This is a genomic window from Sphingomonas kyeonggiensis (assembly GCF_014196745.1).
GTDB lineage: Bacteria > Pseudomonadota > Alphaproteobacteria > Sphingomonadales > Sphingomonadaceae > Sphingomonas > Sphingomonas kyeonggiensis.
In genome coordinates this window covers 351,477-357,496 of the sequence record NZ_JACIEH010000001.1, presented here as the reverse complement: position 1 = coordinate 357,496, position 6,020 = coordinate 351,477, and the positions used below count along the sequence as shown (strand labels likewise).

Sequence of the window (6,020 nt, the reverse complement as noted above, 5' to 3'; positions counted from 1 at the left end):
GATCTGAACCCTCAGAAGATCGAGGCGGTGAGGCTGACGAGGATGCGGTCGCCCGGCTTGGGCGCATTGGGCGCCACCCGGTCGAACGGATGCGCCCAGGCGGCGTCGAGCGAGAGCCACGGGCCGATCTGGGCGCGGATGCCGTAGCCGGCGGAGCGCAGCGTAGTCCGGTCGGCACCCGGCCCGATATTGGTCAGCCGGACGGCGTCGAGGAACGCATAGGGGCGGAACACCGATCGCTTGGCGAACTGGAAGGGTGCGGTGCTGATCTCCAGCGTCGAGCCCAGCGCGCGGTCGCCCGAGGCGGCCGAGGGATCATAGCCCCGGCCGATCGAGAGCGTGCCGGCCGAGAACTCCTCATAGGAGAGCAGCGGCGTGTCCGTGTACTGCCAGCTGGTCGAGACGCTGGCGGTCACCGGGCCGAACAGCCGCCCGCCGACCGACATGTCGGCGCGGAACACCGTCGCGTCCGGTCGGCCGCCGAAGCGCGAGGCGAGCCGGTTGCCAAAGGGCGTAGCGCCCAGGCCGTTGACGCCCCTGCGCAACTCGATCGATCCGGTCGCCACCACCGAATGGGCGGCCAGCTCGCGCGGCGCGAAGAAGCCGTCGAGCTTGGCGAAGAACACGCGGAGCTTGTCGTTGGTCAGCGTGGCGATGCCGCCGCCGAAATCGACCTTCTGGTCGATCCATTCCAGGCCACCCGACAGGTTGAGATTGTAGCGGCGGTGGCGCAGCAGCGGATAGCTGAGCCGGGCATTGCCGGCGAAGCTGTTGCCGAGCAGGTCGAGCGGCTTGAGCGCCGCACCCGGCCGGGTCCGCGCGAGCGATCCGGACAGGTCGAGCTGCAGCCCCTCCCCGCCCAGCTTCACGCTCTCGGTCAGCTGGATGACGCGCTGCTCGGGGCTGGTGATCGTGCCGTAACCGACGATCGTGGTGCGCTCACCGAGCGGAGTGAAACTGTTGTAGTCGACCCGCGCGGTGGCCAGGTCGCGGCCGATCGATTCCGATCCGTAGTTGTTCGCCGCGAAGCTGGCGGTGACCGGGGTGCGCGAGACTTCGATGTTCAGGTCGACCGCGCCCTGGCCGCCGGGCGCCTGCTTGAGCGAGGCCTGGACGATCACGCCGGGAACGTCCGAGGCCAGCAGCAGGTAGCGCTGGGCGACGTTAAGGTCGAACGGAGTCATGCCCTTCAGCTTGTCGAGATAGCGCTCGACCTGGCGCTGCGCGGGACCGACATCGCCGTGATAGTTGACCGAGGTGACGTGCGCCTCGGTGACCGAGAGGACCAGCTTGCCGTCGGCGATGCGCTGCTGCGGGATCTCCACCGCGGCGAGCACGCCCCGGCGCAGATAGAGCGTCGCCACCCGGTCGCGGATGGTGCAGATCGTGCCGATCGGCACTTCCCGGCCGATCAGATCGGCATAGGCGAGGCGCAGCCTGTCGTCGGACAAGGCGAGCTTGCCGTTGGTGCCCTGGAACTCGACGCCGGTGAGCGTGACCTTCAGGTCGCTGCCCGCGAAGGGGCACGGACCCGCCTCCATGTCGCGGAACAGTTCGCCGCGCGGTGCGGCGGGGACCGCGGATTGCTGGGCCGGGTTGAGCTGCTGGCGCGAAGGCAGCACCTGCGCGGCTGCGGGCGTGGCGAGCGCCGTGCCCGCGAGAAACGAGAACAGCGCAAGCGTCTTCCGCCCGCTGGGGCGGTGGTGCACGGCAACCTTCGGCATCGATCGGCCTTTTTTTGTCTGGAACGAAGAAACTGGAAGGCCGCCCTGCCCCACGACCCGGGTGGGCGATCCTGCATCCGTAATGTACCGGAGGCGGGTTTTTCCGTCTGTCGCTACTAATAGTGACAGCGACGGAACGACGTTACGGAAGCCGACATTCCTCGACCCCAAACCCCACCCGACAGCTAAGCCACGGCGGGAAAACCCCTTTTCCATCGACGCAATCCCCCCTCCGCGATCGTGCGCGCACGACCCCGAGGCTGGTTGCCTAGGAAGGCCCGGCGGGAGCGAATAGCTCCCATATGGGGGTGGTCAGACGGGCCGGATCGTCGGCACCGACATGGCGAGCCGGACGAGGTCCATCTGGCGATGGCAGCCGGTCTTGGCCTGGATGGTCTTGAGCCGGGTACGCGCCGTCGAGAGCTGGATGCCCAGCTTCTCCGCCGCTTCGTTCAGCGGCACGCCGGCGATCACCGCATCGGCCAGCTTCTCCTCGGCGGGCGACAGGCCGAAGCGTCGCGCGATCCAGGCGACCGCGCCCGGCGGGGTGTCGTCGGGATCCGATATGACCAGCAGCAGCTGCCCCGGCAGGCTCGGCAACCCGAATTCGGCGGCACTGGCGATCGGCCAGACCATCGCGTGGAGCGCCGCTCCGTCCACGCGCCGCGGCAGCATCACCCCGGACAGGTCGCCTGCCCCCTCGATCGGCGAATCCGCGCCCGCCCGGCAACTGGCGAACGCGTCCTCCAACGCGCGGCTGCACTTGTCGTCGAAGCTGCGCGGCTGGCCGAAGCGGTTGAGCCGCACGCCCTCGCCCCGCGCCACCAGCGCCTCCGCCTTGCGGTTCATCGTCATCACCCGGCCTTCGCGGTCGAGCACGAAGGCGGCGTGCATCCAGCCGTCGAAGACGGTGCGCGAGGCCATGCCCGCCGAGCACATGTCCATCAGCGTGCGCCGCAGCTTGAACGCCCGGGCGAAATGCGGAGCGAGCAGGTGGAGCATCTGCATCTGGTGCTCGCGCCGTGCCACGTCGTTCCAGCGATCGGCGAAGGAGAAGGAGGCCCAGCCGCCGGGTTCGCGCTCGAGCACCATGCCGGTGCCGTGGCGGCCGATCCCGTGCGGGCGCATGAAGTCGTTGTAATGCTCGGTGCGGTACAGCTCCTCGTCGCGGATGATCGCCTCGGTCCGCACCGGCCTGCCGACCTGGTTACGCGGGACGAAATCGACATAGGGGCTGGTGGAGAAGTGATGCGCCTTATAGTCGCGCAGCGCGGCATCGGAGTAGTTCGCGACCACGTTGAGCGCCGCCGCGGGGACGGTGGTCTCGTGGCTGAACAGCGCGACGGTCATCTCCGGATAGACCGACTCGATCCGATCGACGAACAGCTGCCACAGGCGTGCATCGAGCGCGGCCTCGTAGATGCTGCCGACCAGCTCTGCCACCAACATCGGGGTCAAGGGTTCCGGGCTTGGCATGGCGCGACTCGTTGTTTGCCGGACCTGGGCAATGCGCAATTAACCCAGCCCAGGCTCCGGAACAAATTGTAACGAGCCCGAAATATTGCGTATGTCGCTATTTCTAGGGACAAGCTCGGGGCCTGAGCGATGGTAAAAGCGCGAAAACCGGGCGCCGCCAGGCGCTCCTCAGATGGCCGCGCACCGGGGCGCGGGCCGCTCCAGGATGTCCGAATGGCCGATTCCGCTCCCTCCCAGCTCAAGGTCGCGCTGGTCGAGGACGACATCGCCTTCCAGAACAGTTTCGCCGCGGCGGTGCGCAGCTCGGCGGACATCCAGCTGATCGGCATGGCGCACAATGTCGCCCAGGCGAAGAAGATGCTGGCCGGCGATCCGCTCGACGTGCTGGTGGTCGATCTCGGCCTGCCCGACGGATCGGGCATCGACGTGATCCGCGCCGCCCATGCCGCCTGGCCCGATTGCGGGATCATGGTGAGCACCACCTTCGCCGACGAGAAGCACGTCATCGCCTCGATCGAAGCCGGCGCCGCGGGCTATCTGCTCAAGGACAGCTCGGCCGAGAAGATCGCCGACGAGATCCGTGCGCTCCATGCCGGGGGCAGCCCGATCAGCCCGCGCATCGCCCGCCAGATCCTGCTGCGCTTCCGTCCTGCCGAGCCGGTACCCACCGCCGCTGCGATCGCGACGGCCACGCCCATGGCCACGCCACTCTCCCCACGCGAGCGCGAAGCGCTGGAGCTGATCACCAAGGGCTTCAGCTATGACGAGATCGCGGAGCTGATGCAGGTCTCGCGCAACACGGTGATGACCTTCGTGCGCCGCATCTACCAGAAGCTCGAGGTCACCTCGAAGGCCGAAGCGATCTTCGAGGCCCGCAACCATGGTATCCTCTAGGACCCTGCGCGCCACCCTCTTCTATTCCGGGCTGGCGCTGCTCTTCCTGCTCGCCTGCTATTACGGATCGCGCCCCCAGGGCATCCACCTGACCAGCGCCGAGCTGCTGGTACAGGACACGCTGGGCTATCCCCCGCCTGCGCGCACCCAGGACTGGCGCGCGCTGCAGGGCCAGTGGCAGCAGGTCACACTGCCCCATGCGCCGCGGCCCAGGATGGTGCCGGGCGCCGGCGACGGCGGAAAGCTGCCCACCCGGACGAGCTGGTATCACTTCACCCTCGGCCCCCAGCATGTCGCCCCGCCCGGCGCCTATATCTACATCCCGCGCTGGAAGACCGATGGCGAGCTGGCCATCTATATCGACGGCCGGCTCTTCTATCAGACCCATGCCAATCTCCAGTGGAACGGCTCGAACCGGCCGCTGTGGATCCCGCTCGAGGAAGCCGCGGAGAGCACCCCGCCCAGGGACATATTGGTCCGCATCCGCCACGTCCGCGGCATCGGCGGCGCGCTCTCCTCGGTCTGGATCGGCGACTACCGCCAGCTCGGCGCCGCCTATTACATGCGCGCCTTCTTCCAGGCCGAGCTGCCGTACATCAGCTCGGCGCTGTTCCTCGCGACCGGGGTGTTCGCCTTCCTGATCTGGCTACGTTCGCGTAGTGAATCGCTCTATCTGCTCTATGCAGTGATGACGGTGGTGACGTTCCTGCGCGTCATGCACGCCTATATGGGCGCGGACCGGCTACCGATCTCGGACGCCTGGTTCGGCTGGATCACGGTCAATTCGGTCGGCTGGGCAGTGCTGGTCACCCACCTGTTCCTCACAGCGCTGCACCATCACCACGTCCGTGTGCTGACCTGGATCATCACCCTGATGTGCATCGGCTTTGGCGGGATCACCCTGCCGCTGTTCGAAGGCACGACCGATGCGACGATCATCTCCCCGCTGATGTACGTCACCATGGTGGCGGTGGGTTCGGTCACCTTCGCCCTGCACATCCACTGGAGCCGCCGCGCCGGCACGCTGGAGGGCGCCGGCCTCGCGATCTGCGGCCTGCTCTCGTTCATCCTGGGCGCACGCGACATGCTGCTCCAGAACAACATCATCAATATCGAGAGCCTGTTCGTCTCCTTCTATGCCCAGATCTCGCTGATCGTGGTGTTCTGCCAGATCATGCTGAGCCGCTATCTCAAGGCGATGAAGGCCGTGGCCGAATCCAACGTCGTGCTCGCGAGCAGCCTCGCCGAGCGCGAGGCCGAGCTCACCGCCAGCCACCAGAAGCTGCGCGAGATCGAGCGGCGCGAAGTGTTGCTCCAGGAACGCCAGCGGCTGATGCAGGACATGCATGACGGGCTGGGCTCGTCGCTGGTCAGCACGCTGCGCATGGTCGAGCACGGCCATATCGACGAAGCGGACATCGCCCAGCTGCTCAAGGGCTGCATCGACGATCTCAAGCTCACCATCGATTCGATGGAGCCGGTCGAGACCGACCTGCTGCTACTGCTCGGCACGCTGCGCTTCCGCCTCCAGCCCCGGCTCGAATCGACCGGCATCCGCCTGCGCTGGGACGTCCGCGACGTGCCGCCGCTCGGCTGGCTGGACCAGCGCCATTCGCTCCACATCCTGCGCATCCTGCAGGAGGCCTTCACCAACGTCATCAAGCATGCCGGCGCGACCGAGATCACCGTCACCACCGGCGTGCGCGACGGCTGCGTGTGTGTGGGCGTGGCGGACAACGGCAAGGGCTTCGATGTCGCCGCGACCGGCCCCGGCCGCGGCCTCGGCAACCAGGCACGGCGTGCCGAGGTGATCGGCGGGCGGGTGGAGATGGAATCGGGCCAGGCGGGCACCCGCTTCAGCCTGCTGCTGCCGGTGGAGGCGACGGCGGGGTACTGACACCGGCCTGGCTCAGGCCCGATCGAGTT

Annotated in this window: 4 protein-coding genes; 2 read left to right on the top strand and 2 right to left on the bottom strand. The window is 67.6% G+C overall.

Annotation, left to right across the window (positions count from 1 at the left end):
* Positions 1-11 precede the first annotated feature (11 nt).
* Both GGR46_RS01860 and GGR46_RS01855 read right to left on the bottom strand, forming a co-directional pair.
* Positions 12-1,724 carry a ShlB/FhaC/HecB family hemolysin secretion/activation protein gene (locus GGR46_RS01860; protein WP_183994028.1) on the bottom strand — a complete coding sequence of 571 codons (1,713 nt, stop codon included), beginning with the start codon at positions 1,722-1,724 and terminating at the stop codon, positions 12-14.
* Between the two features lie 312 nt (positions 1,725-2,036).
* Complete coding sequence (locus tag GGR46_RS01855) at positions 2,037-3,167, bottom strand: helix-turn-helix transcriptional regulator (protein ID WP_183994026.1); 1,131 nt, start codon at positions 3,165-3,167, stop codon at positions 2,037-2,039.
* Positions 3,168-3,413: 246 nt separating this feature from the next.
* On the opposite strand from GGR46_RS01855, the gene GGR46_RS01850 reads away from it, so the two are divergent.
* The gene (locus GGR46_RS01850; protein ID WP_183994024.1) at positions 3,414-4,094 is read left to right on the top strand and encodes a response regulator transcription factor; all 681 of its coding nucleotides are present in this window, start codon (positions 3,414-3,416) and stop codon (positions 4,092-4,094) included.
* On the top strand, positions 4,081-5,991 hold the full coding sequence (locus GGR46_RS01845; protein ID WP_183994022.1) for a sensor histidine kinase: 1,911 nt from the start codon (positions 4,081-4,083) through the stop codon (positions 5,989-5,991). Before GGR46_RS01850 ends, GGR46_RS01845 begins: the two co-directional genes overlap by 14 nt.
* The last annotated feature ends 29 nt before the right edge of the window (positions 5,992-6,020 follow it).

Bases quoted from the DNA above. Each gene is read 5' to 3' on its own strand.
- GGR46_RS01860 (WP_183994028.1), bottom strand. From the start codon at position 1,724: ATGCCGAAGGTTGCCGTGCACCACCGCCCCAGCGGGCGGAAGACGCTT.
- GGR46_RS01850 (WP_183994024.1), top strand. From the start codon at position 3,414: ATGGCCGATTCCGCTCCCTCCCAGCTCAAGGTCGCGCTGGTCGAGGAC.
- GGR46_RS01845 (WP_183994022.1), top strand. From the start codon at position 4,081: ATGGTATCCTCTAGGACCCTGCGCGCCACCCTCTTCTATTCCGGGCTG.